We start from the raw sequence: 26381 nt of genomic DNA on the forward strand, positions 1-26381 counted from the left end.
AAATTAAACAAAATTAAAATGAAAAAATCAATTTTTAAAATTCTTAATATTGTAGCTTTTTCTGTAGCTACTTTAGCGCTAACTAGTTGTGGTGAAGAACCAGAGATTATTTTACCAGTTGAAGGGTCTGAAGTAATAGAAAACTTAAAAGCAGGAATTATGAAAGGTAGTCTAGATGAAGACTACACATTAGATTCTGGAATTGCTTATAATTTAAATTCTTCTTTTACGGTTGCCTCTGGAGCAAAATTAACAGTTCCTGCAGGAACAAAAATTCAGGCTTTAAATGGTGGTACAAGTGTTTTTATTGCAGTTTTACAAGGTGGTAAAATAGATATTCAAGGTACAGCTTCATCACCAGTTATTATGTCTTCTGCTTCTGGTAATCCTGGAGATTGGGGAGGTTTAACAATCTGCGGTAACGCAACAACAACTGCTGGTGTAAACGCAGAAGCAGAAGTTGGTGGTTTTATCTATGGAGGTTCAAATGATCAAGATAACTCTGGTTCTATTAATTATTTAGTAATTAAAGGTACTGGTGCTCAAATTAGTTTAACATCTCAGTACAACGGAGTTTCTTTATATGCTGTTGGTTCTGAAACTACAATAAGTAACGTAGCTGTAATTGATGGTTCTGATGACGGTATAGAGTTTTTTGGAGGTACAGTTTCTGTTTCTAATTTATATTTAGAAAATAACGAAGATGATTCAATAGATTGGACAGAAGGATGGAACGGTAGTGTTAACAAAGCTTATATCTCTCATACTAAATCTGGTTTTTCTACAGTTTTTGAAGGAGATAAAGATAACGGAAAACCTAAATTTAACAATATTACTGCAATTTCTACAGTAGGTGGTAAAGCATTACAGTTTAAAAAACAATCTGGAGGTACAATTTCTGGTTTATCTTTAAGTGGTTATGATGTAGATTTAGATATGGCAGATGGTGGTAATACCTCAAATGTCGTTTTTTCTGATGGCTATAAACCAGTAGCACTTGCTAAAGAAGAAGAAATGGCAGCTTCAGGAGATTACTTTTATACTTTAAACACAAGTGTTATACCAACCGTTAATGCTTCAGACTTTGATTGGGTACCTACAGATTTAACATTTGACAGTGCTACTTTGCAAGGTGCAGTAACTACAAATGTTACTTTAGACGCTTCTGTAAGTTATACATTAAATTCATCTTACATTGTGCAGTCTGGCGCTACATTAACCATTCCTGCTGGAACAAAAATTACAGCTAGAAACGGAGGAACTGGAGTTTATATCGCAGTATTACAAGGTGGTAAAATAGATATTAAAGGTACATCAACTAATCCAGTTGTAATTTCATCAGCATCAGGAACTCCTGGAGATTGGGGAGGTTTAACAATTTGTGGTAATGCAACAACAACTGCTGGTGTTAATGCAGAAGCAGAGGTTGGTGGATTCATATATGGAGGTACTAATGATACAGATAACTCAGGTTCTATTAAATATTTAGTAATTAAAGGAACAGGAGCTCAAATTAACTCAGAATCTCAGTATAATGGAGTTTCTTTTTATGCAGTTGGCTCTGGAACCATGGTTGAAAATATTTCTGTAATAGATGGTGCAGATGATGGTGTAGAATTTTTTGGAGGAACAGTTTCTGCTAAAAACTTATACCTAGTAAACAATGAAGATGATTCTGTAGATTGGACAGAAGGGTGGAATGGTACTGTAGAAAATGCTTATATTTCTCATACAATTGCAAGTTTTTCTACAGTTTTTGAAGGAGATAAAGATAATGGAAATCCTAAATTTAAAAACATTACAGCTATTTCTACTACTGGTGGAACAGCGTTACAGTTTAAGAAAAAATCTGGAGGAACAATAACAAACCTTTATTTAGAAGGATATGCTAAAAACATCGATATGAAAGATGATGGGCCTCTAGCAAATGTTATTATAGATGGTTCTGCTGCTACAACAACTGCAGAGTATAAGACAGGTACTAAAGTAGATGTTTCTACTTGGACATGGAAAAGTGCAGGTTTGTAGTCTAATAGTATTTATAGAATAAAAAAAGCAGGCTTTAAGCCTGCTTTTTTTATTCTATAAAATAAGAATATTTACTCAGACTTTTCAGCCTTACTAGAAACTTCTTTAGTGCTTTCTGAAGCTTTGTACAAATCTCCACCAGCAATACCGTCTACATAAGCAATTAAGTCTTTTTTAGAGGTTGTGTTGGCATCGAACTCAATATTTGCGATACTATCTACAAAAACAACTTTTGCGTTTATTACACCTTCTTTTTTAGATAATTTAGATTGAATGGTTTTTGCGCAACCGATCTCACAAGTCATTCCAGAAATGGCAAGAGATACTTTTTCTTTTTTCACTTCTTTATTACATCCTATAAAAACAAAACAAGCAATAGCTATCGAAAATAATATTTTTTTAGTAGTCATCATATTTAGTTATTAGATTATGCTACAAATTTATTAATAATCAGGCTCATATTTCAATAATTGTAAGACTTTTACAGCTTTAATTTTTTGAAGTATGAATAATCAACAACAAAAATGGTTTTACCTTACGTTACTTTCGTTGGTTTGGGGAAGCTCATTTATTTTAATGAAAAAAGCACTATTGGGTGTAACACCTATTCAGTTAGGTGCTTTAAGAATGATTTTTACGGCAGTCTTTTTATTAACGGTTGCTTTTCCATCCTTAAAAAAAATAAGGAAGAAGCATTATAAATACATTGTTTATACTTCTCTTGTAGGTACTTTTATTCCAGGATTTCTGTTTGCTTTTGCAATTACAACAATAGACAGTTCTATTGTGTCTATTCTAAATTCATTAACACCTTTTTATACGTTAATTTTTGGTGCAATGGTATTTGGTTTTGCTTTTAAAAGAAGACAATTGTACGGAATTTTAATTGGCTTATTAGGAACCTTAATTCTCATTTTAAAAGGCGCTGCTTTAAATCCAGATCAGAATTATTGGTACGCTTTTTTAATAATTATAGCTTCTGTTGGGTACGCATTCAATGCAAATATGGTGAAGAAATATTTAAACGACTTAAATGCACTTTCTATTGTAACGGGTAATTTTCTATTATTAATTATTCCGGCAATTGTTGTTTTAAGTTTTACAGATTTCTTTGCTACGTTTGATGTTGAAAATGAAGTGTTAATGCAATCTTTAGGATATTTGGCAATTTTATCAATTGTAGGAACAGGAATTGCAAAAACTATTTATAATAAATTGGTTCATATTTCAGATCCTGTTTTTTCATCTTCTGTAACTTATTTAATTCCGTTAGTGGCAATTTTTTGGGGCGTTTTAGATGGTGAAAAATTAAGTACGCTTCAGGTTTTCGGAGGAGTTGTTATTCTAATTGGTGTTTATTTGGTGAATAGGAAAAAGTAGTCTTTAAAGATGAAATTTAAGTTGAGGTATTTCAATTTTACAGATATTTAAAAATCAGTATAAAAAAAGAGCCAAGAACTAAATCTTGACTCTCTTATTTTAAAAATATTTCTAAGGTTGATTATTTAAAATCTGCATCAGAAACACCTTCGTTTATTTTAACTTCTTTTACAATAAAGTCTAAGTTCATTGGTCCAGATTTAATTCCTATAGAATGAGGGAATTTAACTCCGTTTACTTCTTTATAATCAGAAAATACAGTTGGTGTCTTTACTTCTTTACCATCTGGTGTTTTGGTAGTTTTTACTTGCTTTACTTTTAAACCAGAAGACATATCATAATAAATCTCAGTATCATTGTGTTTTAAAACAATTGCATTTTTTCCTTCTAAAGGCTCAATTCTTACTAATTCTCCAGAATCATATTCTAAATCACTAAATAATGCGTTTCCGTTTTTTGCTTCAGTAATTTGTGCAGCAGTCATGTCTACTTTTTGACCTCTAGATTCAGAATAACCTACAGTTCCATCAAAAACAGTTTTTGATGCTACATTACCCATTACAGAAATAACTTGTGAAGTTTTATTAGGTGTAGATGCTTTCATGGTCATAACCAAAGGTGTTCCCTGTATTGTTGCATTTGCAATCATCATCGTTGTTTTAACAGCCATAACTTTGTCCTTACCTCCAATTGCTTCAAGATATTTGTTAACAACAGTTTTAGCGGTTATTCCTGCAGGAATTGGCATTGTCATTGCTGGCTTTTCTGTCGGGTTTCCTTCAGTATCAAAATAATTGATTACATAATCTGTCTTCTCTAAGTTTTTAAGAACCTCAATTCCTTTACCTGTAACCATTATTCTAGCTTTGTCTCCTCTAAAATATTTAATAGCTGCATTTTGTACATCATCTACAGTTACAGAATTAATGTTTTTAATATAGTTCGCATAAAAATCTTCTGGCAAGTTGTAAAGTGCAATGTTTAAAGCATAGCTTGCTGCAGTAGCGGGTTTTTGAACGTCCATTACAAAACTACCAATATATTCTTCTTTGGCATCTTGTAATTCTTTTTCAGTAACTTGTTGGTAACGAATCTTGTTTATTTCTTTTTGTATTTCTACAATAGAACTATCTGTAACCATGTTTCTTACACTTGCTGTAGCTCTAAAAGTACCTGTATTTTTTTCTCTATTTTGGCTAATACCAGAATATGAACCATAAGTGTATGCTTTGTCTTCTCTTAAGTTGTTGAAAAGTCTAGCAGAACCACCACCACCAAGAATTTTATTTGCTAATAAAGCAGCATAATAATCTTTGTCTCCTAAAGTTAAATCTACAGTATTAACAACTGCAATTTCAGACTGATTTGCATTTGGCATATCTACAAAACTAATTTGTGCTGTAGAAAGATTTTCTGGAGTTGGAAAGTTAGAAACAGGAATTTCTCCTTTTGTCCAATCTGCAAATAATTTTTGAACTAATTTTTTAGTCTCTTTTGGGTTAATATCTCCAACAATAATTAAATACGCATTATTTGGTTTATAATACGTGTTGTAGTTGCTTTTTATGGCATCTAAAGTAATGTTGTTTACAGTAGTTTTACTTGTATATTCACCATAAGGATGATTTTTACCATAAACTAAAATACTTTGAACTCTACCAGCAATAGCAGGTACATTTTTTTCAGTAGATTTTATGTTCTCTAAAGTTACTTCTACTTCTTTGTCAAATTCTTCTTGAGAAAATTGAGAGTTTTTAACACCATCTGCCATTAGACCTAATACTTCTGGGAAATATTTTTCTAAAGATCTTGCAGAAGCACCAGAGCTAAAAAAGTCTACATTAGCTCCTAAAAAGTCTACTTTTTCGTTAAAATCATCTTTACTAATATTTGTAGTTCCTCTACCTAATAAACTTCCCATTATGCTAGAAACACCAGCAATATTTCCTTCTAAATAAGGTTTGTTGTCTATTCTTAAAGTTGCAGATACTCTTGGTAATTTATGGTTTTCTACCATAATTACTGTTAAACCGTTATCTAAAGAAAACTTGTCTGCACTTCCTAATTTTACTACAGGATCTGGTCCTGGAGTAGGCATTTTACTTCTGTCTATTTGCGCATTTGTGGCAAAAGACATAGATACAACTGCTATAATTGATAAAATTTTTGTCTTCATCTTTCTTATTATTTTTTCTTAGGTAAATACTCTAAGATTAATCTTTGATTTTTGTTTAAGTATTTCTTTGCAACTGCTCTAATTTCTTCACGAGTAACAGATCTGTATACCTCAATTTCTGAATTAATTAAATTAGTATTTCCATACATTACATGGTACCTAGCCAAAGAATTCGCAATACCAACAACGCTAGAGTTAGAATTTACATAATTGTTTTCAAACTGATTTTGTATTTTCTGAAAATCTCTTTCTGAAATTAAATCTGTTTGAATTTTTAAAACTTCTTCGTCCATTTCTGTTATTAAATCATCTAGCGTTACTTCTCCTAAAGGAAGAGAAAAAAGTGCATAAATACCATAATCTTGCTGGCTAATATTTACTGCTTGTACAGCAAGTGCCATTTTTTTAGTGTCAACCATTTTTTTATAAAGTATAGAACTCTTTCCACCACTTAAATAAGTAGATATCATATCTAGAATTTTAGAATCTCTAGTTTTAAAAGAAGGTGTTCTATATGCAGCAATTACTGCGGGTATTTGAATGTTTTCGTCATAAGCTTTAGCTCTAAATTCCTCTGTTATTGGTGCTTCTTTAGGAAACTCTCTAACAACATCTGCACCTCTAGGTATTGGGCCAAAATAATCTTTAATCATTTTTTTAGTTGCAGTAAAGTCAATATCACCAGCAACTACTAAAGTAGCGTTGTTTGGTACATAATATTTTTTATTAAAAGCTAAGAACTCTGCTAATGTTGCAGCATCTAAATCTTTCATGTACCCAACATTTGGGTCTTTATATGGGTGTACTTTAAATAAGTTTTTACTTATTTCATCTACAATTTGAGAATAAGGTCTTGTACGTTGTCTTTTTTCTTCTTTTACAACTTCATTTTGTGTGTCTACACCTTCCTGTCCAATAATTGGATGAAATAAACGTGCAGATTCTAGCCATAAACCTAATTCTAGTTTGTTAGAAGGAAATATTTCGTAATAATAAGTTCTATCTTTAGAAGTATTGGCATTTACTTTACCACCGTTAGAAGATACAATTTTCATCCATTCTCCTCTTCCTATATTTTCAGTTCCTTCAAATAGTAAATGTTCAAAGAAGTGGGCGAAACCAGTTCTTTCTCTACTGCCGTCTTTACCACCAACACCATACATTACAGAAGTAATTACAACAGGTGCAGATTTGTCTTGGTGCAATATTACATGCATTCCATTGTCTAATTTGTACTCTTCAAATTCAACTTTTTGTCCACTTGATGAAAATGCAACCAATAGGGCTGAAGCAAGAGTTAAAATACTTTTTTTCATTTAATTTTTGTTTAATTAATAATAGATGCTTTATTTGACGTCGAGAAATTCTCTTTGTTACAACAAATTAACATTTTTTATAAGGTTTCACCAAAAATAGTAAGAATCTGTCTAAAATAAGAGTTAAAAAACTATTTATTCGCTTGATTTTAATGCTTTTATTTTTTTTGAAGCAATGTTGTAGCTTTCTAAAAAAGATGTATATTTGCATCCGCATTTTCATGAAAGAAGATGTTTTAATTAGTATTAATACGCAAAACAAATAGTATGTACGCAATCGTAGAGATAGCAGGGCAGCAGTTTAAAGTTGCAAAAGACCAAAAAGTATACGTTCATCGTTTACAAGGAGAAGAAGGATCAAAAGTTACTTTTGATAACGTTCTTTTACTTGATGATAATGGAAGTGTGTCTATTGGCGCCCCAGCTATAAAAGGAGCCGCAGTAACGGCAACAATTTTAGGTCACTTAAAAGGTGATAAAGTAATCGTTTTCAAGAAGAAAAGAAGAAAAGGTTACCAAAAGAAAAATGGACATAGACAAGCTCTAAGCGAGATTCAAATTGAATCTATTGCTGCTTCAGGTGCTAAGAAAACTGCTTCTAAAAAAGCAGAAGCTCCAAAGGCAGAAACAGCATCTAACGATTTAAGTTCTATGACTGTTGCTGAATTAAAAGCTCTAGCTAAAGAACAAGATATCTCTGGATATACTTCTTTAAAGAAAGCTGAGTTAATAGAAGCTTTAACTAAATAAGAATTTACAAATTTTAAAACCATAACATCATGGCACATAAAAAAGGAGTAGGTAGTTCGAAGAATGGTAGAGAATCAGAATCGAAACGTCTAGGAGTAAAAATATTTGGAGGACAAGCTGCAATTGCAGGTAACATTATTGTTCGTCAAAGAGGTACAACTCACAATCCAGGAGAAAACGTTTACATGGGTAAAGATCATACTTTACATGCAAAGGTTGATGGAGTAGTTGAATTTAGAAAGAAAAAAGACAACAGGTCTTATGTTTCTATAACTCCATTTGAAGCTTAGTAACTAAGTTTTAAATAAAATTATAAAAAAGCGTTAACATTTATTTGTTAGCGCTTTTTGTTGTATGTTAAATGTTTTATTAACTGATCATTTAAACTGCTGAAAAATGAAATTATTTTTAAGTTTATTGTTTCTACTCTTTTCTGTTTTTAGTTTTTCGCAAGAAGGGCAATTATCAATAGAAAAAATTAAAACTAAAATTGAAGTAGCTATTGTTGAAAATAAACTTGATTCTATCTCATTTTATTTGAAACAATTAGAAACAGATACAGATACTGAGATTTACAATAAGTTAATTGACAGAAAAAAAATTTCTTATTCAGAGTTTAGTAATTTTATATCAAGACAAGGAAATAGACATTCTTTAAATTTTAGTAAAGTATCTAACTATATTAACAGCTATATAAAAGAACCTACAGATACAAAGAAGATTAATTTAAGTTATGTTGATATAAAATGGATTCAAGTTACAAAGCTAAGAGATAATGTTAGTTTGGATGAAGCGTCTTTAGAGCAAGAGAAATTAGAAAGATATATTAATAAATTTAGCGACCTTGATACAGATGTTTTAAGATCAAAAGTGAAAATTAATACCCACCCTATTGTGATGTATTTAATTCAAAAAGATGTAAAAAACGGAAAAATACTCGCTTTAAAAAGCCTGGAAACGGCAAGAAAACTAAAAGACAAGAAATTAGAAATAACTTTTTTATACCATTTGTCAGATTTTTTACTCCTAGAAAGAAACTTAGATGCGTATATAGCAATTAGTGAAGAAAGTCTTCAAATAGAAAAGGAGTTTACAAAAAAAAGCTCTTATTACCACAGTACGATAGAACACTTAGTAGATGCTTATATCTTTAAAGGTGGTAAAAATGAAAGAGTGTTAGCGTTGATTAACATTCTAAGTGAAGATAATGATACAAATATTTATACCTACAGTTTGTATTTGAAGTTAATTGTTAAGTTAAAGAAGAAATCATTAGTAGAAAAAGAGATTTTACAAAAATTTGAAGTAAAGAATATTTCAGAACTGATCACAAAATTTGAAATATTAGGAAAAGATTTGAATTCTAATGATCTTTATAAGTTTTATCGTAATAGTTCAAATGTTTTAGAGTCTTATGGTTTTTATAAAGAAGCACTTGCATATATAGAGAAAGCAATTGTAATAACCAGAAAAACATATTCAGAAGATTTGTCTAAATCTTTAGCAAGCTTTAAAACAGAACAAGCAGTTAAAAAGAAAGAGCTAGAAATTGAATATGAAAAACAAAAAACAAAATTATATAGTATCATTGCTGTAATTGCAGTTTTTTTCTTTTTAATATCTTTGTTTGTTATTAGAAAAGTAAAGAAGCAATCTAAAGAACTTTCAGCTAAAAATAAAGTTATTAAAGAAACAATTAAAGAGAAAGAACTGTTAGTAAAAGAGGTGCATCATAGGGTTAAAAATAATTTTCAAATTGTTTCTAGTTTGCTAGAATTACAGAGCAAGGGAATAGAGGATGAAAAAGCTTTGGAGTTAGCAAATGAGGGCAAAAACAGAGTGAAATCTATGGCATTAATTCATCAAAAATTATATCAAAACAATTCTGGTTTAGTAGATTTCGATGAATATATTCAACAATTAACAAAAGAACTTTCTTGTTTATATAATTCAAAAGAAAATGTTGAAACATTTATTTCGTCAAAAAACATGTTGTTTGATGTAGATACAGCAATTCCTTTAGGATTAATAATCAATGAAATTATTACAAATTCTTATAAATATGCTTTTAAAAATGATAAAGAAAATAAACTTTCTATATCAATAAACAAGGTAATGAATGAGGATTATAAGCTCATTATTGAAGATAACGGTCCGGGTTTGCCTGTCGGTTTTGATGCGAAAAAAGCAACAAGTTTAGGCCTACGTTTGGTGAATAGGTTAGTGAAGCAATTATACGGAAAACTAAATCAAACAAATGTAAATGGTGCTAGATTTGAAATTCTATTTAAAGATGATAATGCTAGAAAGTTGGTGAATTAAATGATGGTAAATAAGTGTTTAGAATATTTTTCTAGAAGAGTGGGTTTATGTCTTAAATTAGTAAACAAATGAGTTAAAAACATGAGTAAGGTTAAGGTTTTAGTGGTAGAGGATGAGGTAATTATTGCAGATAATATCTGCGATGCACTAAAGGATTTAGGTTATGAAGCTTTAGAGCCAGCAATTAATTATACAGAGGCACTTGCAACTATAGAAAAAGAAAAACCAGATATTGCTATTTTAGATATTCAGCTTTCAGGAAAAAAAACAGGAATAGATCTTGCAAGAAAAATAAAAGAAAAAAACGATTTTCCTTTTATTTTTTTAACTTCAAACTCAGATAAACACACAATAGATTTGGCGAAAGAAGTAATGCCGCCTGCGTACTTAATAAAACCTTTTTCTAAAGAAGAACTTTATAGTTCTATAGAGATTGCGCTGCATAATTTTTCTAATAATATAGGAAATGTTTTAGAAGACAGTCTTATTATTAAAGATTCTCTTTTTGTAAAGAATAAGGGTTACTTTACTAAAGTGAGTTTTAAAGATATTCTTTATTTAAAAAGCTCACACGTTTACATTGAAATCATGTTAGAGGATACTCAAAAATTTGTAGTGAGAACAAGTTTAAATAATATCTTAGAAAGCTTAGATAGTTCTTTTGTGAGAGTTCATAGATGCTACATTATTAATACAAAATATTTAACGCAAATAAACCACACTTTAGTTAAAATAAAAGGGGAAGAAATTCCCGTTGGAAGAAAATATAGAGAGGATATTGTTAAAAGAATTAATTTAATTTAGAACGGAAAACTTACTGTTTAGAACATTTTTAGTAGAACAAAAGTATTTTAATATATATTTGATTAATCTTTAGAGTTTTAAAGCACTTTATTCGGGGGGATGTAGGTGCTTTATAACTCTTAAAATATTAGTAAAAAAAAGCTATCCTTGTTTGGATAGCTTTTTTTATGCATTCTATTTTGTACTTTTACTCGAATGAAATTTATCTACAATTTTGTACTATTTTTAGCGGGTTTAATATTACCGGTAATAGCTTTGTTCAGTAAAAAAATAAAACTTTTTACTGAAGGAAGAAAAGAAACTTTTTCTAAAATTACTGAATTAAAAAATGAGAAAACTATTTGGTTTCATGCCGCTTCTTTAGGAGAGTTTGAGCAGGCAAGACCAATTATAGAAGCGTTAAAAAAGAAACATAAAAACTATAAAATTTTAGTTACCTTTTTTTCTCCTTCTGGTTATGAAATTAGAAAGAACTATAATTTAGCAGATGTAGTTTGTTATTTACCTTTAGATTCGAAGAAGAATGCTATAAAATTTATTGCAGCTTTAAATATAGAATTTGCTATATTTATAAAATATGAATTTTGGCCAAACCTCTTAAATGAATTAAAAAAGAAAGAAATTAAAACTATTTTAGTTTCAGGAATTTTAAGAAAAGAGCAATTATTCTTTAAAAGCTATGGTGGTTTTATGAGAAAATCTCTAGAAGCTTTCAGTCACTTCTTTGTACAAGACAATAGCTCTAAAGAGTTACTGAATTCAATCAACTTTAAAAATGTAACAATTGCTGGAGATACAAGATTCGATAGAGTTTTAGAAATTTTAGAACAAGATAATTCACTCGATTTTATTAATGAATTTAAAGAGGATAAATACACTACTGTTGCAGGAAGTACTTGGAAAGAAGATGAAGAATTATTGATAAACTATATTAATAATGAAGCAACAGAAGATGAGAAATTTATTATTGCGCCACATAATATTAAAAAGGATGCAATTTTAGAGTTGCAGAAAGCTATCAATAAACAAGTTGTTTTATTTTCAGAAAAAAAAGGTAAAAACCTATCTAATAAACAAGTTCTTATTATCGATACCATAGGTCTTCTTACAAAGATATATGCAGAAGCAAATATTGCTTATGTTGGTGGGGGATTAAAAACGGGATTGCATAATATTTTAGAGCCAGCAACTTTCGGAATTCCTGTAATTATTGGAAATAGATATGATAAATTTAAAGAAGCTGTAGATCTCGTAAAAATAGGAGGTTGTATATCAATAAAAAATCAAGAAGAATTTAATAAGAGCTTTATCAATTTAAAAAAAGATGTAAGTTTTAGGAATTTAACAGGAATTATTAATAAAAGGTATATTCAAGATCATCTGGGAGCAACAAATTTGATAATGAATTATTTGAATGAATGTCTGGTTATAGACAGTCTAAATCTAAAAAGAGATTAAACATATTATGGATTTTATTTTACAACCTTGGCCATGGTACATTGGCGGACCACTAATAGCAATTTCTTTGCTATTGTATTTTTACTTCGGAAAGAATTTTGGAGCATCAACAAATTTTGAAACTTTATGTACAATGGCTGGCGCAGGAAAAGTGTCAGATTATTTTAAGAAAGATTGGAAAGAACGCGATTTTGCACTACTATTTGTAGTTGGGTTAATTATTGGTGGTTTTATTTCTGCATGGTACTTAATTCCGAATCCGGCCATCGATTTAAATCCAACAACGGTCAAAGAATTAACAGATTTAGGATTTTTAAATGTTGGAAATCAATATTTTCCTGACGAAATTTTTGGAGTTGAGGCATTTTCCTCAGTTAAGGGATTTTTAATTTTAATAGTATCAGGAATTTTAATTGGTTTCGGAACGCGTTATGCTGGTGGTTGTACTTCTGGGCACGCAATTACAGGTTTAAGCAGTTTGCAATTTCCTTCTTTATTGGCGGTAATAGGTTTCTTTGTAGGAGGAATTATTGCAACTTGGTTTATAATTCCAATGCTGTTTTAAGTCAACGATAAATAATTGATAAAAAAAATGTCACACTGAGCTTATCGAAGTGTAAATAAAATATATAAATGAAAAACATTAGATTTTTAATATTAGGAATTTTTTTCGCAATTGTATTAAGTAAAACGCAAGCCATTTCTTGGTATCGTTTTTATGAAATGTTTAAGTTTCAATCTTTTCATATGTTCGGAATTATTGGAGGTGCAGTTGTAATTTCTGCAGTATTTATGCAATTGTTTAAAAGTGGGAAAATAAAAGATATCAACGGAAATAAAATCGTACCAAAACCAAAGAAAAAAGGTTTTATAAGTACCCTTTTAGGAGGTACCTTTTTTGGTTTAGGTTGGGGGATTTCTGGCGCTTGTGCAGCACCCATTTTTGTAATTCTTGGGTTTAAATTAATTCCTGCTTTAATTTTATTGTTCGGTGCACTTTTGGGCGCATTTATTTACGGATTATTAAGTAAAAAATTGCCAAACTAAATGAGTAAATTAACAGACAATTTTGGGCGACAAATGGAGTATGTGCGATTGGCAGTTACCGATCGTTGTAACTTGCGTTGCCAATATTGTATGCCTGCTCAAGGAATAGAAATTGTTCCGAGACAAGAATTACTCACCTTTAAAGAAATGTACCGTCTAATTCGTGTATTAACAGAATTGGGCGTTAATAAAGTTCGTTTAACTGGTGGCGAACCTTTTGTGCGTAAAGATTTTGTTGGTTTTTTAGAAATGTTGTCTTATAATGATTTATTAGAAGCAATTAATATCACCACAAATGGCGCGATGATTTCTAAGCATATTTATAGAATAGAGCAATTAGAAAAAGTAAAACATATCAATTTAAGTATCGATAGTTTACAGCGAGAAAAGTTTGCTAAAATTACAAGAAGAGATCTTTTTCCGGAGGTTTATGAAACGTTTGAATTATTAGAAAAAAGTAGTTTAAATTTAAAACTGAATGTAGTGGTACAATCTGGTTTTAATACGGATGAAATTGTTGACTTTGTAAGATTAACAAAAGATAAAAATGTTGCGGTTCGTTTTATTGAAGAAATGCCTTTTAACGGAAAAGGGCAACGTGAAATGGAAGAAAACTGGACGTTTAAGAAGATTTTAGACGAAGTGAAAACCGAGTTTGATGTCAAAGAAATTCAATCTGAAAAATCATCAACTTCTAGAAATTATAGAATAGATAATCATCTAGGAACCTTTGGAATAATTCCTGCTTTTACAAGAACTATTTGTAACGATTGCAATCGAATTAGAATTACTTCTACAGGAACATTTAAAAATTGTTTGTTTGATGATGGTGTTTTTAATCTGAGAGATTTTATAAGAGAAGGAGCATCTAATGACGATTTAAAAGAACTTTTTTTAGGTTTGGTAAAGCAGAAACCAGAAAATGGTTTTATTGCTGAAGCAAATAGAAAAGATGGTGGTGCTTCAGAAAGTATGAGTACAATTGGAGGGTAAAAAAAGGTTAAACAATTACATATCTTAAAAAATGATTTCACTAACCCAAGCTTTAGAAACCGTTTTAAATTCAACTCAAGATTTTGGAATTGAAGAAATTCCGTTTATGAAATCTGTAGGTAGAATTTTAAAAGAAGAAATTAGAGCAGATAGAGATTTTCCGCCATTTAATAGAGTTTCTATGGACGGAATTGCAATTGACTATACTTTATTTAAAAGCGGACAAAGAGCTTTTAAAATTGAAGGAGTTCAAGCAGCAGGAAGAGAGCAATTGACTCTTAAAAATCCTGAAAATTGTATTGAAGTAATGACAGGTGCAGTTTTGCCAAACAAAGCGAATACAGTTATTCGTTATGAAGATGTAGAAACGAACAATGGTTATGCAAAAATAATAGCTGAAGGTATTTTCGATGCCCAAAATATTCATTCAAAAGGAAAAGATGGAAGAAGTGGCGATTTATTAATTGAAGAAAACACACGAATCTCAGCAGCAGAAATTGGGGTTTTGGCAACTGTAGGAAAATCGTTTGTAAAAGTAGCAAAACAACCAAAAGTAATGATTGTTTCTACGGGAGATGAATTGGTTGGCGTTGATGAAACTCCGTTGGAACATCAAATAAGAAGAAGCAATGTTTTTACGTTGGTTTCGTTATTAGAAAGATTAAATATTCCTTCTGAAACAGCTCATATAACAGATGATAAATCAGCTTTAAAAGCTAAAATTAAAGCCTATCTAAAAGAATACGATGTATTACTTTTTAGTGGAGCAGTTAGCAAAGGAAAATACGATTTTTTACCAGAAGTTTTTGATGATTTAGGTGTAGAAAAACTATTTCATAAAGTTGCCCAAAGACCAGGTAAACCTTTTTGGTTCGGACAAAAAACTTTTTTAAGTACAGGCGATTCGAATTTAGAGGCAATTGATAAATATCATAAGAACACAATCGTGTTCGGGTTTCCAGGGAACCCGATTTCGACTTTTGTAAATTGTTTAGCGTATTTTTATCCTTGGTATTATAAATCTGTAGGAGTAGAAACAAAACAAGAAATGGCTGTTTTAGGAGAAGATGTTTCTTTTAGACCTAATTTAGTGTTTTTTTTACAAGTAAGATTACAGATTGAAAACGGTGAACTAATTGCGTTTCCTGTTTCAGGAAATGGTTCTGGAGATTTAGCAAGTTTGGTAAAAACAGATGCTTTTATTAAGTTACCAAATGATAAAACAGAATTTAAAAGTGGAGAGATTTTTAATATAATTCGCTATCGCTAATTATAGTTATAAATGTTTAGGTTTGAGTTTTAAGTTTAAAATACAGCTATGAAAGAAAGTATTGTTCAGAAAAAGAGTTTTGAATTTTCATTAAAAATCATTTCTCTTTATAAAAAATTACAACGAGAAAAAGAATTTGTAATTTCAAATCAAATTTTGAGAAGTGGGACTTCAATTGGTCAAACATAGAGGAAGCTTTAGCAGGACAAAGTAAGAGAGATTTTACTGCAAAAATGTCTATTTCTTCAAAAGAAGCAAGAGAAACTAAATATTGGTTACGTTTACTAAAAGAAAGTGAGTTAACAAATTTAGAAGTAGATTCTTTAATTTTAGATATTCATGAATTAATTAGAATTTTAACTTCTATTGTTAAAACTTCTCAAAGCAATCTAACTAAAAACTAAACATTTAAAACTAAAAACTATTTAAATGACTTTTACACATTTAAATTCTAAAAACAATCCTAAAATGGTAAATGTTTCTGACAAGAAAATTACCAAAAGAACAGCAATTGCAAAAGCAACCATGTTTTTAGGAAAAGAAGTAATTGCTCATTTTACAAACGATGAGTTAATTACCAAAAAAGGACCTGTTTTTCAAACAGCAATTATTGCCGGAATTCAAGGTGTAAAAAAAACATCAGAATTAATACCAATGTGTCATCCGTTATTAATTAATGGCGTAGATATCGATATTAATATTATAGATTCAGAAAATATAGAAGTTTTTTGCGAAGTAACCATCGAAGGGAAAACTGGTGTAGAAATGGAAGCTTTAACAGGCGCAAATATTACGTGTTTAACTATTTATGATATGTGTAAAAGTATCAGTCAGAAAATGGTGATTAAAGAAGTGAAATTAGTAGAAAAAACGGGAGGAAAATCTGATATAAAAAATGGATAAACACCAAAAACATACAAATTTAGAAAGACGAAATAATGATACTTTTGCACCAAATGAAATTTCAGTTTTAGGTACAAATTGTAATGCTATTTCAGATTTAGTTCATAAAGTATCACAGAAATTATCTAAATATAAATTAGCTTATTTTGATGCTTCTCATGCAAAAGATGTCAAAAAAAACAAGTTGTCGGAATATGTATTTCACCACGAAGGAAATGTACAAATAACCACTTCTGGCAATGTAAATAAGTTTCAGCAACGTTTAGATTTTGCTCAATTCGATTGTGTTTTTATAAACGGAAATCATTATCAAGGCGCAAAACAAATTTTAGTTTTAGATGAAGCTAAAGAAGCTTCTGTATTAAAAAGATTAACACAATTAGACCGTATTCAGTTTGTCATAAAGTTAACGAAAGACACAGCGTATTTTTCTTTTCTTGAAGAAAAAATTCCGAACATAAAAAACATGATTTGCTATACAATCGATGAAGTTGATAAAATTTCAAATCATATTAATAATCTGATTCAAGAAAAAATTGCACCTGTAAAAGGGTTGGTTTTAGTTGGTGGAAAAAGCACTAGAATGGGGCAAGATAAATCGGATTTGAATTATTTTGGAAAACCTCAAAAGGAAGCTGCTAAAGAATTATTAGAAAATAATAATTTAGAAACCTTTTATTCGGTTCAAAATTCATTAAATAAAGAAAATGAGATTTCAGATAAATTCATCAATCTTGGTCCTTTTGGTGGCATTTGTTCTGCATTTCAAAAAGATCCAAATACTGCTTGGTTTGTACTAGCAACAGATGTTCCTTTTATAAATGAAGAAATTATTCAGGCTTTATTACAACACAGAAATCCGAGTAAAGTAGCCACAGCAATTAAAGGAAAAGGCAAGGAGTTTCCAGAACCTTTAATTACTATTTACGAACCAAAAGCGTATCCGATTTTATTACAATATTTAGCACAAGGATATTCTTGTCCGCGTAAAATGTTAATTAATTCTGATGTTGAAATTGTAGAAATTGACGATTATTTTATCAGAAATATAAATACGCCTGAAGAATTTGAAGTGGCTAAAAAGGAACTCTCGAATTCGTCTTTGGGAGGAAAAATGACGAAGTAATCTGTTAATTAAAAGAACGAATATTGAATAAATTAATTGCTTCGTTCCTCACAATGACAAAAAATGAAACCAACAAAAAAAGAACTTTTTAAACGTCAGACTACTTTACAAGAAATTGGAGAAGTCGGACAACAAAAATTACAAAACGCTTCTGTTTTAGTAGTTGGTTGTGGCGGTTTGGGAAGTCCGATTGCGGTGTATTTAGCTTCTAGCGGAATTGGGAAAATTCATTTGGTAGATTTTGATACAATTGATATCACTAACTTACACAGACAAGTTTTCTTTTCTTTAGAGGATGTTGGTAAATCTAAAGCCGAAGTTTTATCAACATTTATAAAAAAAAGAGCACCTTTTACAGCAGTAAGTTTTACAACCAAACCAATTACAAAAGAGAATGTTTTCGAGTTGCTAGAAAACGTAGATATTGTGGTTGATGGAACAGATTCATTACCAACAAAATATCTTTTAAACGATGCTTGTGTTCTTAAAAATAAGCCAATGGTTTATGGTTCTTTGTATAAGTTTGATGGGTATGTTGCTACCTTTAATGTCTTGCAAAAAGACGGAAGTTATTCCGCAAATTTGCGAGATGCTTTCCCAAAAATTGCAACAGACATTCCTAATTGCGAGGAAGCGGGAACTTTAAACTCTATTGTTGGTATTATTGCTACACAACAAGTAAATGAAGTTTTAAAATTGATTACAGGAATTGGAAAACCGTTAATAAATCAATTATTAATTTACAATTCACTTCAAAATACACAGTTAAAAATGAAGTTAAAACCGACTGTTTTAAAAGAAAAAATAGCAAAATTATTTAAAGTACAAACTTATTTTGATGCTGTTTGTGCAACTCAAAATAACAATTTGTTAATTACTTCTGTAGATTTAAAAAGTAAACTTGAAGATAAAAATTTAGAATTAATTGCGGTTTTACCAAATTTAAAATTGCCTTTTAATGTGCAGCAGGTAATTCCTATCCAGAAATTTAAGCCAGAAAAGATTATAGTAGATTTTAATAAAATCTATGTTATGGTTTGCCAAAGAGGTGTAAATAGCTACATTGCCACAAAAATGATGAAAAATAAATATCCGGAACTAAACGTTTTTAGTTTGGTTGGCGGAATTTCTAAATATAAAATAGAGAATAATTAAATGCAAAATCCTATAGATTTTTATATAAGTACAAAAGCTGAACTAGAGAAAGAAGCAGCCATTTTAAAACGTAAATCGGTTAATTTAAGTGTTTTTAGATTTGCTGTTTTTCTAGGCACTTGTTTTCTAATTTATTTAACTTTTGGTTCTTATCCAGATGTTTTTATTATTGCTTTTTTGGGTTTTTTATTGTTTGGGTTTTTGGTTTCAAAGCACATCAATCTTAAAAGAAAAAGAAATATTGTTGATGAGAAAATTCAAATTAATAAGACAGAAATTAGTGTTCTAAATCGCGATTTTCATCATTTAGAAACAGGAGAAGACTTTGTAAATCCTGCGCATTTTTATAGCAATGATATCGATTTATTTGGCAAAGGATCTTTCTTTCAATATATGAATAGAACGAAAACAAATGATGGTAAAGTTATTTTAGCAAATTTGTTGACAGAAAATAAAATAACAGCAATTTTAGAGAAACAAAGTGCGCTAAAAGAGCTTTCTGAAAAAGTTGCTTGGAGACAACATTTTGGGGCTTTAGCAGGTTTAGTTTCTGTGAAAAATACTTCTAAATCTATTGTAGATTGGATTTTTAATTATGCTTCAGTTTTCCCTAAATATTTAGCGAAAATTCAAGTAGGCTTTTCTGTACTTTCTTTAGTTTTAATTATCTCGGTTTCCTTCGGAATTGTTCCGTTTTCATATCTAATAATTTGGTTTTTCTTTGGACTTTTTGTTACAGGAAGGTTCTTGAAAAAAACGAACAACTTGTATGTAGAAACAGGTAAAGTTAGAGAGACATTTAAACAATATCATGTTTTGTTAGATGAGATTGAAAATGAATCTTTCACTTCAGAAATATTAACAAAAAAGCAAGAAATTATTAAGTCTGAAAATAAAAAAGCTTCTCTAATTTTTAAAGAGTTTTCTAAAGTTTTAGATAGTTTCGATCAAAGAAATAATTTAGTGATTGCTGTTTTTGGAAATGCATTGTTACTTTGGGATATAAAAAGTGCTTGCAAGGTAGAAAAATGGATTTCTACTTATAAACATACAGTCGATAAATGGTTTGAAGTAGTTGCTTTTTTTGATGCAGAAAACTCATTAGCAAATTATCACTTTAATCACCCAAAATTTATTTTTCCAGAAATAACTTCAGAAAAAGAAGTGATTAAAGGAACCAATTTAGGACATCCTTTATTAAAAACGGATAAAAGAATAGATAATGATTTCAATATTAAAAAAGAAGAGTTTTTTATTGTTACAGGAGCAAATATGGCTGGAAAAAGTACGTTCTTAAGAACTATTTCTTTATCTATTGTAATGGCAAATTGTGGTTTGCCTGTTTGTGCAACGTCTTTTAAATATTCGCCAATAAAACTGATTACAAGTATGAGAACTACAGATTCTTTAACGGAAGATGAGTCTTATTTTTATTCAGAATTAAAACGTTTAAAGTTTATTGTTGATGAAATTAAAGAGGAAGATTATTTTATAATTTTAGATGAAATTCTAAAAGGAACCAACAGTAAAGATAAGGCTATTGGTTCTAAGAAGTTTGTAGAAAAATTAACGAAATCTAAATCTACAGGAATTATAGCGACGCATGATGTGAGTTTGTGTGAATTAGAAAATGAGTTTCCTACTGTTAAAAACTACTATTTTGATGCTGAAATTATAGACAACGAATTACATTTCGATTACACGTTAAAAAACGGAATTTGTAAAAATATGAATGCTTCTTTCTTATTACACAAAATGGAAATTATATAATGTCGTAGAGACAAGAGGTAGTGTGAGTAATTTAGTGAAATGTATTATAAAATAAAATTTTTTAAGTCTTATTAAGAAGCGTGAAAATAATTTACTCTTTCCATTCTAAAGTTTCTACCAAACGTAAAATGTCTTCTTTAATATAGTTTAAGGCAGGTAAAATGGAATCGTAGTTTGGTTTTGCGTAGAAATACAGAGAGCCTTTAATGAAGTTTTTTGTGCTGTCTGTAACATGAAATTGAATGTGAGAAGCCGCGTTTCCTGTAATTTCATAAATGCTACCAAAAACTTTTTTTTCTTCATTTATAAAGTCTTTTGGTATAATTTGTTCTGCCTTTGCCGTGTGCTTAAAAACGAGTTTTTCTGCTTCAGTAAGTAATTCTTTTATATTGTTATTTACAGGTCTGTAGGTAATATCTATTGATGCTTTTAATTTGGGGTATTTAATTGTGAGCCAATTATTTTCATCATCAATAATGGTTGTGTTTTGTAAAACTTTAAAAGTGTAAGGTCTTTTAAGCTTTAAACTCTCGTAGGTTTTTTCTGCATACGTTAAACTCAAATACGCTTTTGGTTTTGGAAAAACATCGTTTTTGCACGAAAGAAAAATAGGTAAAAAAAAGAGTAAAAATAGGTTACGCATTTCTGGTTGCTTTTACTTGTTTTATGCGTTTTTTATCTAACGCTTCAATAGTAAACGTATAATTCTTAAAGATTATTTTCTCACCTCTTTTTGGGAATTTTCCGGAAATCTCTAAAATAAAACCAGCTAAAGTTTCGCTTTCTCCTTTTTCTTCCTCAAAAATTTCTTCATCTTCATCATCTAAAACTCTACAGAAATCTTTTATAGATGTTTTTCCTTCAAAAACATAATTGTTGTTGTCTATTCTAGAATAAGATAAGTCTTCGTCATCAAACTCATCATTTATGTCTCCAACAATCTCTTCTATAACGTCTTCTAGGGTCACTAATCCACTAGTTCCACCGTATTCATCTACAACGATTGCCAAGTGATTTTTCTTTGCTCTAAAATCTACTAATAAATCATCTAGCTTTTTATTTTCTGGCACAAAGAATGGTTCTCTTAGTAGGGTTTGCCATTTAAAAGATTTCTTATCTAGGTGTGCTAACAAATCTTTTGCATATAAAACACCTGTGATATTATCTATATTTTCTTTGTAAACAGGGTTCCTAGAGTAACCTTTTGTTTGAATTTTATTTAAAATTTCTTCATAAGATTCATCATCAGAAATTGCAAAAATGTCTATTCTCGGTTTCATTATTTGCACTGTTTCTGTGTTTCCGAAGTTTACAATTCCTTGTAAGATTTTTTGTTCGTCTTTGCTTGTTGCACCTTGTGATGTTAATTCTAAAGCTTGAGACAGGGTTTCTACCGAGAAATTTCTGGCTTTACTACCAAATTTTTTCTCAACCCATTTTGTAATTGCAATTAACGGCATGCTAAAAGGCGTTAATAAAATATTAACAGCATGAATAAATTTAGACATTTTCTTAGCAAAAGGCAATGCATTTCTAGAAGCATATACTTTTGGTAAGACTTCGCCAAATAATAGAATTAAGAAAGTTATTAAGATTACTTCTAAGACAAACCGAACAGGAAGTGTAAAGAAGTATAAATCTAAAGTAAGGTCGAAATTGCCAAATAAAGTTTCTGCTAAAGAAGCAAATAAAAGTACAATTAAAATATTTATAAAATTGTTGGTAATTAAGATAGTGGCTAGTAGTCTTCTAGGTCTGTCTAATAAATTCACAACAATGTTTTCTTCTTTTCCGTTGTTAGAAAGTTGATTTATATCTGTTTGATTTAATGAGAAAAAAGCAATTTCAGAACCAGAAATTAATGCAGAACTAACAAGTAGTGCAATTAAAACAATTCCGTTTAAAACTGTAATAAAATCGAAGGAAGCTAATAAAAAAAATAAATGTTCGGGATCTGGGTCCAAGGTTTAAAAGTTTATAATTGTTAAAAAGGTAAATCGTCGTTTTCTTCTGGTGCAACCGTTTTTGGTTCACTGGTAGTTGGTGTGTTTTGTTGTGGAGTAGCAACGCTGTTTTCTGAGTTCTTTTTAGTGCTTAGCATGGTCATTTCTGTAACAATAACTTCTGTGGAATAACGCTTTACACCATCTTGTTCCCATTGCCTATTTTTTAATTTTCCTTCTACATAAACCTTATCTCCTTTCGATAAATATTTCTCACAAATTTCTGCTAGTTTATTTCGAACTACAATATTGTGCCAATCTGTATTGGTTACTTTTTCACCTGTTTGTTTGCTTGTGTAGCTTTCTGAAGTTGCAATAGGGAAACGCCCAACACTATTTTTATCATCAAAATAATGCATTTTTACGTCATCACCTAAATTACCAATAAGTATTACTTTATTTATTGTTCCTGCTGCCATATTTTCAAATTTTTAAACAAATCAAATGTACAAAAATATCAATTACTTTTTAGCTTGATAAGCTTCTAAAAAATTGGCAATTAAGACAGGAACAGGAAAATCTTGAATGTTCTTCCAAAAAACATCAGCATTTTTAAGTGTTTTGGTTTCTACAACCCAAAATTGTGTGTATAAATGTTGATGAGATAATTTATGAACAATTTCTTTTTCGTTAAAAAGTGAAATGGTTGTTTCTTCTGGGAATAGTTCGATAAAAGTATCTGAAGAAATAATTTCTTTTTGGTCGATGCTCTTCTCGCTTTCAATTAATGGAAATTGATATAATCCTTGCCAAATGCCTTTTCCTTTTCTTTCTGTTAGCATTGTTTTATTATTATCAGTTTTTATCACCAAAAAATTAAAATAACGTTTTCTAACTTTTATTTTCTTCTCTTTTACGGGCAATTCTTTGGTCAGGTTTTTTTCTAAAGCGATGCAACTATTAGAAAGAGGACAGGTGTCACATAGCGGATTTTGTGGTTTGCAGTGTAGTGCGCCAAAATCCATAATAGCCTGATTAAAAGTACCAGGTTGCGTTTTATCTATAAGAGATTGTGCAAGGGTTTTAAACTCCTTAATGCCAGAAGTTGAGTTGATTGCTGTGTGAATGCCAAAGTAGCGAGAAAGCACCCTGTAAACGTTTCCGTCTACAACTGCAGTTGGTTCGTTAAAACAAATTGATGCGATTGCAGATGCTGTGTAATCTCCAATTCCTTTTAACTTTATTATTTCTTTATAAGTTGATGGAAATTCGCCATTTAGCTCTTCTACAATCTGTTTTGCAGAAAAATGTAAATTTCTTGCCCTCGAATAATAACCCAGTCCTTGCCACATTTTTAAAACAGTACTTTCGTCTGCTTTTGCAAGGTCAAAAACTGTTGGAAAAGTGGTTGTAAATTCCGAATAATAAGACAAACCTTGAGCAACTCTTGTTTGTTGCAACATGATTTCGCTTAGCCAAATAAAATATGGGTTCTTACTTTTGCGCCAAGGAAGCGTTCTGTTGTTTTGTAAATACCAGTATACTAATGTGTTAGAAAATTTCATCGATAAAAAATAGAATTGCAATATTACATTTTAAAATTAAGATAAAATTAAGTCTTTATCTTTTCGGAATTGATTAATTATCATATATTTGCATCCGCATTTTTGGAAGTAAATTAATAAAAATATAGTAAAAATAGAGACATGACGAAAGCAGATATCGTATCTAAAATTTCAGATAAATCAGGAATTGAAAAAACAGATGTTTTAGCAACAGTGGAAGCATTTATGACTGAAGTTAAAGATGCCTTAGAAAATGGGGATAACGTTTATTTAAGAGGTTTTGGTAGTTTTATTATCAAAACAAGAGCAGAAAAAACTGGTAGAAATATTTCAAAGAATACAACTATTAAGATTCCTTCTCATAATATTCCAGCTTTTAAACCAGCAAAAACTTTTACTGAAGGGGTAAAAAGTAAAGTTGCTGTAAAATAACATTAATACAATACTAATCTAAGTCTTAACGGATTTAAAAAAAAACCGAAACATTATGCCAAGTGGTAAAAAAAGAAAGAGAGCAAAAATCTCTACACACAAAAGAAAGAAAAGAGCTAGAGCAAATAGACACAAAAAGAAAAAGTAAGCTAATGCTTACTTTTTCGTTTATTATCTAACGAAAAGAATCAATCAATTAAAAAAGTTCATTGACATTCGAAGATTTACTCGTTGTGTAAGGCAGTAAATCTTCTCACGGTATTACAAAATACCTGACAGTATTAATCCATTTGCACAATAAAGTGCAGTGTTAAAACCAAATTCAGTATGAAAACAGAATTAATAATTCGTTCAAATTCATCTGATATTGATTTTGCCTTATTAAGAGATGGAAAACTTATTGAATTAAATAATGAAACAACTGGTAATAAATTTTCTGTTGGCGATATTTTTTTAGCTAAAATAGGAAAGGTGTTAACAGGTTTAAATGCAGCTTTTGTAAATGTAGGCTACCCAAAAGACGGGTTTTTACATTATCATGATTTAGGTGCGCAGGTAAATTCATTAAATGCATTCATTAAGAAAGTAAGCACAGGTAATTATAAAGAATTCACTTTAAAAAACTTCCGATTTGAGGAAGACATTAACAAAGACGGTAGTGTAAATAATGTACTAAAATCGGGGCAAAACCTATTAGTACAAATTGTAAAAGAACCAATATCTACAAAAGGACCAAGGTTAAGTTCCGAGTTATCTATAGCAGGTAGATTTTTGGTATTAGTTCCTTTTTCTAACAGAGTTTCAGTTTCTCAAAAAATTGAAGACCCAAAAGAAAAAGAACGATTAAAAAGATTAGCAAAAAGCATAAAACCAAAAGGTTTTGGCGTTATTCTAAGAACTGTTGCCGAAGGAAAAAAAGTAGCAGAACTAGATAAAGATTTGCAAAACTCATTAGAGCGTTGGAAAAAGATGTGTAAAAGTATCGCGAATACAAATACGCCAACAAAAATTTTGAGTGAATTAAACAGAGCATCTTCTATTTTAAGAGATGTTATGAATGAATCGTTTACAAGTATTGTAACCAATGATGAGACTCTTCAAGAAGAAATTAAAGAGTATTTGCAAGAAATTTATCCTGAAAAGGAAAAAATAGTAAAATTGCATAGATCTGAAATTCCTATTTTTGAGAAGTACGGAATAGAAAGACAAATAAAAACATCATTTGGTAAAACAGTTTCTATGAGCAAAGGTGCGTATCTAGTAATAGAACACACAGAGGCTTTGCACGTTATTGATGTAAATAGCGGAAACCGTTCTAACAAAGCTGGTTCGCAAGAAGATACTGCATTAGAAGTAAATCTAATTTCAGCGACAGAAGTAGCACGTCAATTACAATTGCGTGATATGGGCGGAATTATAGTTGTAGATTTTATTGATATGCACAAAGTTGAAAACAGAAATAAATTGTTTCAACATCTGAAAGAGCAAATGGCTTTCGACAGAACAAAACACAAAATATTACCTCCAAGTAAGTTTGGATTGGTACAAATTACAAGACAAAGGGTTAGACCAGAGTTAAGTATAAAAACTACCGAAGCCAACCCAAATAAAAATGGAGATGTAGAAGCGCCAATTGTCTTATTAGACAAAATTGAAGCAGATTTAGAGAAATTTATCTCTAATCCAAAGAATAAAAAGATACAATTACACTTGCATCCTTTTATTGCTGCCTATTTATTAAAAGGCGTAAATTCTATTCGTTTTAAATGGTATTTAAAACATAAAAAGTGGATTACTATTATACCTAGAGATGCTTACACATACTTACATTATAGATTTAAATCTCCAAAAGATTAATTTATATATTTGTAAAAGGCAATAATTTATTATCAAAAAACCCGAAACTTCTAAAGCTTCGGGTTTTTCTATTTATATTAAAGAAT

At 30.0% G+C, this 26381-nt stretch carries 24 protein-coding genes and 1 pseudogene; 18 read left to right on the forward strand and 7 right to left on the reverse strand.

What is annotated here, in order from left to right:
* Positions 1-18: 18 nt before the first annotated feature.
* On the forward strand, positions 19-2028 hold the full coding sequence (locus CW731_RS11920) for a hypothetical protein (RefSeq protein ID WP_100946944.1): 2010 nt from the start codon (positions 19-21) through the stop codon (positions 2026-2028).
* 71 nt (positions 2029-2099) lie between these two features.
* On the opposite strand, the gene CW731_RS11925 is transcribed toward CW731_RS11920, so the two are convergent.
* Positions 2100-2438: a cation transporter gene (locus tag CW731_RS11925; RefSeq protein ID WP_100946945.1), complete on the reverse strand. Its 339-nt coding sequence runs from the start codon at positions 2436-2438 to the stop codon at positions 2100-2102.
* Positions 2439-2532: 94 nt separating this feature from the next.
* On the opposite strand from CW731_RS11925, the gene CW731_RS11930 reads away from it, so the two are divergent.
* Positions 2533-3408 (forward strand): DMT family transporter, encoded by an 876-nt coding sequence (locus CW731_RS11930; RefSeq protein WP_100946946.1) that lies wholly within the window; start codon positions 2533-2535, stop codon positions 3406-3408.
* A 121-nt stretch (positions 3409-3529) separates the two neighbouring features.
* Here CW731_RS11930 and CW731_RS11935 read toward each other — a convergent pair whose 3' ends face one another.
* Entirely contained in the window at positions 3530-5584 is a 2055-nt protein-coding gene (locus tag CW731_RS11935; RefSeq protein ID WP_100946947.1) for a pitrilysin family protein, read from the reverse strand.
* 8 nt (positions 5585-5592) lie between these two features.
* Positions 5593-6900, reverse strand: a complete 1308-nt coding sequence (locus CW731_RS11940; protein ID WP_100946948.1) for a pitrilysin family protein — start codon at positions 6898-6900, stop codon at positions 5593-5595.
* Positions 6901-7167: 267 nt separating this feature from the next.
* Here CW731_RS11940 and rplU point away from each other — a divergent pair, with 267 nt between their 5' ends.
* From rplU to CW731_RS12010, 14 genes and pseudogenes are all read left to right on the forward strand, one after another.
* Positions 7168-7650, forward strand: coding sequence for a 50S ribosomal protein L21 (gene rplU, locus CW731_RS11945; RefSeq protein WP_100946949.1), 483 nt, complete (start codon positions 7168-7170; stop codon positions 7648-7650).
* 29 nt (positions 7651-7679) lie between these two features.
* A complete protein-coding gene (rpmA, locus tag CW731_RS11950; RefSeq protein ID WP_036782547.1) occupies positions 7680-7940 on the forward strand; it encodes a 50S ribosomal protein L27 in 261 nt (86 codons plus the stop codon).
* A 106-nt stretch (positions 7941-8046) separates the two neighbouring features.
* Positions 8047-9972 carry a sensor histidine kinase gene (locus tag CW731_RS11955; protein ID WP_100946950.1) on the forward strand — a complete coding sequence of 642 codons (1926 nt, stop codon included), beginning with the start codon at positions 8047-8049 and terminating at the stop codon, positions 9970-9972.
* 81 nt (positions 9973-10053) lie between these two features.
* Entirely contained in the window at positions 10054-10776 is a 723-nt protein-coding gene (locus CW731_RS11960) for a LytTR family DNA-binding domain-containing protein (RefSeq protein WP_100946951.1), read from the forward strand.
* Between the two features lie 195 nt (positions 10777-10971).
* Entirely contained in the window at positions 10972-12234 is a 1263-nt protein-coding gene (locus tag CW731_RS11965) for a 3-deoxy-D-manno-octulosonic acid transferase (RefSeq protein WP_100946952.1), read from the forward strand.
* A gap of 7 nt (positions 12235-12241) precedes the next feature.
* On the forward strand, positions 12242-12799 hold the full coding sequence (locus CW731_RS11970) for a YeeE/YedE family protein (RefSeq protein WP_100946953.1): 558 nt from the start codon (positions 12242-12244) through the stop codon (positions 12797-12799).
* Between the two features lie 68 nt (positions 12800-12867).
* Positions 12868-13281 (forward strand): YeeE/YedE thiosulfate transporter family protein, encoded by a 414-nt coding sequence (locus tag CW731_RS11975; RefSeq protein ID WP_100946954.1) that lies wholly within the window; start codon positions 12868-12870, stop codon positions 13279-13281.
* A complete protein-coding gene (moaA, locus tag CW731_RS11980; protein WP_100946955.1) occupies positions 13282-14274 on the forward strand; it encodes a GTP 3',8-cyclase MoaA in 993 nt (330 codons plus the stop codon). It abuts the gene before it with no gap.
* A 31-nt stretch (positions 14275-14305) separates the two neighbouring features.
* Positions 14306-15544 (forward strand): molybdopterin molybdotransferase MoeA, encoded by a 1239-nt coding sequence (locus CW731_RS11985; RefSeq protein ID WP_100946956.1) that lies wholly within the window; start codon positions 14306-14308, stop codon positions 15542-15544.
* Positions 15545-15592: 48 nt separating this feature from the next.
* A pseudogene (locus CW731_RS11990) lies at positions 15593-15948 on the forward strand (four helix bundle protein).
* Positions 15949-15973: 25 nt separating this feature from the next.
* Positions 15974-16447, forward strand: a complete 474-nt coding sequence (moaC, locus tag CW731_RS11995; RefSeq protein WP_100946957.1) for a cyclic pyranopterin monophosphate synthase MoaC — start codon at positions 15974-15976, stop codon at positions 16445-16447.
* The gene (locus tag CW731_RS12000) at positions 16440-17573 is read left to right on the forward strand and encodes an NTP transferase domain-containing protein (protein WP_100946958.1); all 1134 of its coding nucleotides are present in this window, start codon (positions 16440-16442) and stop codon (positions 17571-17573) included. Before moaC ends, CW731_RS12000 begins: the two co-directional genes overlap by 8 nt.
* A 63-nt stretch (positions 17574-17636) precedes the next feature.
* The gene (locus CW731_RS12005; RefSeq protein ID WP_100946959.1) at positions 17637-18728 is read left to right on the forward strand and encodes a ThiF family adenylyltransferase; all 1092 of its coding nucleotides are present in this window, start codon (positions 17637-17639) and stop codon (positions 18726-18728) included.
* Positions 18729-20498: a DNA mismatch repair protein MutS gene (locus CW731_RS12010; protein WP_100946960.1), complete on the forward strand. Its 1770-nt coding sequence runs from the start codon at positions 18729-18731 to the stop codon at positions 20496-20498. It begins immediately after the preceding gene.
* Between the two features lie 91 nt (positions 20499-20589).
* Here CW731_RS12010 and gldD read toward each other — a convergent pair whose 3' ends face one another.
* Genes gldD through mutY form a run of 4 tightly spaced genes read right to left on the reverse strand, consistent with a single transcriptional unit; the run spans position 20590 to position 24006 of the window.
* Positions 20590-21141: a gliding motility lipoprotein GldD gene (gene gldD, locus CW731_RS12015; protein WP_100946961.1), complete on the reverse strand. Its 552-nt coding sequence runs from the start codon at positions 21139-21141 to the stop codon at positions 20590-20592.
* Positions 21134-22462: a gliding motility-associated protein GldE gene (locus CW731_RS12020; protein ID WP_100946962.1), complete on the reverse strand. Its 1329-nt coding sequence runs from the start codon at positions 22460-22462 to the stop codon at positions 21134-21136. Before CW731_RS12020 ends, gldD begins: the two co-directional genes overlap by 8 nt.
* Positions 22463-22482: 20 nt before the next feature.
* Positions 22483-22920, reverse strand: coding sequence for a single-stranded DNA-binding protein (locus tag CW731_RS12025; protein WP_100946963.1), 438 nt, complete (start codon positions 22918-22920; stop codon positions 22483-22485).
* Positions 22921-22962: 42 nt separating this feature from the next.
* Positions 22963-24006, reverse strand: coding sequence for an A/G-specific adenine glycosylase (mutY, locus tag CW731_RS12030; RefSeq protein ID WP_100946964.1), 1044 nt, complete (start codon positions 24004-24006; stop codon positions 22963-22965).
* Between the two features lie 141 nt (positions 24007-24147).
* On the opposite strand from mutY, the gene CW731_RS12035 reads away from it, so the two are divergent.
* Together CW731_RS12035 and CW731_RS12040 are read left to right on the forward strand one after the other, a co-directional pair.
* Positions 24148-24438, forward strand: coding sequence for an HU family DNA-binding protein (locus CW731_RS12035; protein ID WP_100946965.1), 291 nt, complete (start codon positions 24148-24150; stop codon positions 24436-24438).
* A gap of 327 nt (positions 24439-24765) precedes the next feature.
* Entirely contained in the window at positions 24766-26295 is a 1530-nt protein-coding gene (locus CW731_RS12040; RefSeq protein ID WP_100946966.1) for an Rne/Rng family ribonuclease, read from the forward strand.
* Positions 26296-26381: the final 86 nt, after the last annotated feature.

This window comes from Polaribacter sp. ALD11 (genome assembly GCF_002831685.1).
Lineage (GTDB): Bacteria > Bacteroidota > Bacteroidia > Flavobacteriales > Flavobacteriaceae > Polaribacter.